The sequence below is a fragment of the Thioalkalivibrio sp. ALMg11 genome, assembly GCF_000377905.1.
GTDB lineage: Bacteria > Pseudomonadota > Gammaproteobacteria > Ectothiorhodospirales > Ectothiorhodospiraceae > Thioalkalivibrio.
This window is the reverse complement of record NZ_KB898888.1, coordinates 1-1386: the sequence shown is the minus strand read 5'-3', so window position 1 is coordinate 1386 and position 1386 is coordinate 1. Positions and strand designations below refer to the sequence as shown.

General features: G+C 61.1%; 2 protein-coding genes. One reads left to right on the top strand and one right to left on the bottom strand.

Annotated elements, in window-relative coordinates; genetic code table 11:
* Window positions 1-226 (bottom strand): hypothetical protein (locus D578_RS16010; RefSeq protein WP_026289382.1); only part of this gene is annotated, 226 nt, incomplete at its 3' end.
* A 512-nt stretch (window positions 227-738) separates the two neighbouring features.
* Between D578_RS16010 and D578_RS0114685 the strand changes: the two genes are divergently transcribed.
* On the top strand, window positions 739-1386 hold a 648-nt coding region (locus D578_RS0114685; protein WP_018950678.1), incomplete at its 3' end, for a hypothetical protein.

Here is a 1386-nt window from a genome sequence, read left to right as displayed (position 1 = left end):
GCTCACCGGTGTAGTCGCGGCTTGCCCGCTCGACGAACTGCAGGGCATCCTCCACGCGATCCTGTTCCAGATAGATCGCCGTTAGCGTACGAATGCCCTGCAGCGATCCGGGGCTCTCCTGAACATGACGGTTGAGGTTGTGTTCGGCCTGCTCCAGGCCTTCGGGCTGATCGCGGCCCTGCTGTTCGACCTGCTGGTACTCCTCGCCATGCTGGTCGTCGCGCATCGACTGTCGCGGGCGCGCACGGCCTGACCCCATCGCTCCCCGCGAGGCGCGACCGGTCCTTCGGTGTTTCGCGCGCTCCCGCACATCACGACTTCCCCTCGCAAACGGCCCGTCGCCCCGACCCTTTGCCGATCCCCGGGGCCTCTTGTGGCCCCTGTCGACACGCCTTACAAACAAAAAATATCTTCAAGTTACTGATGTTATTCTATTTGTTATCCATTCTCCCCCTACCCGGCGGCCTGACGCACGCAACCCACGCCAGCCTCCGTCGACCGCCTTTACATTTCCGCCCCAGAACTGGAGCCAATCGCCCGCACGCTGCCCCGCATCCAAAAACCGCCGGAAAGCATCAGAATTTTCTACCAACCGAACAACAGGTTATGAAGGATCAATCCTCGATGCGAAAGTTGGCACGTTGTCTGCGTATAACAACTCGGCAGCAACAGAATCTGCCATCAGGCCAAGCCCCGGCGATGGTTGAATCGCTTTAAATTGAGCATCAGGAGAACCCCATGAACGCGAAAAAAGTACTTCTTGGTTCGCTCTGCGCCGGCGTTTTCGCTGCCGGCGCGAGTACCGCGACAGCGGAGGTGATCGACTTCGACATGAACCTCGACGCCACCGCGGACTACAGCGGATCGGTCGAAAACGTCCGCCGGATCCAGTTCGACCTGAACACCCAGACCTTCCAGTACACTCAGGACCTGGACAATCCGGTTCAGGTCGGCGATGTGTTCTATGACCGCGGGTACGGCGACGCCACGTCCTACCGGACCGTCACCAACGCGGCCGCGCCCCAGTCCGGCGACATCCTCGGTAACGACTACTCCATGGGGCTCCTCTGGGACGAACTCCGCGGCGTGGTAACCGGCACCGATACGGTCGGCGGCAATTACGTGGTCAACGCCGACTACACCGCGGTGGGCACCAACAACTTCCAGCTGTTCATGTCCGGTGTGACGCCCGGTTTCGGTCAGGACTATGAAGCGGCGGCGGCACACTACACCGGCGGCGAGCAGATCATGGAGATGGCCCTGACGTCCGGCGACAGCATCCTGGAATTCGAGAGCCAGGGCGGGGCCTTCATCGAAGGGACCTTCACCTTCGAATTCCAGGTGGTGGACGTACTGCCGGGCTTCTGGTTCACCAGCGACGGCATC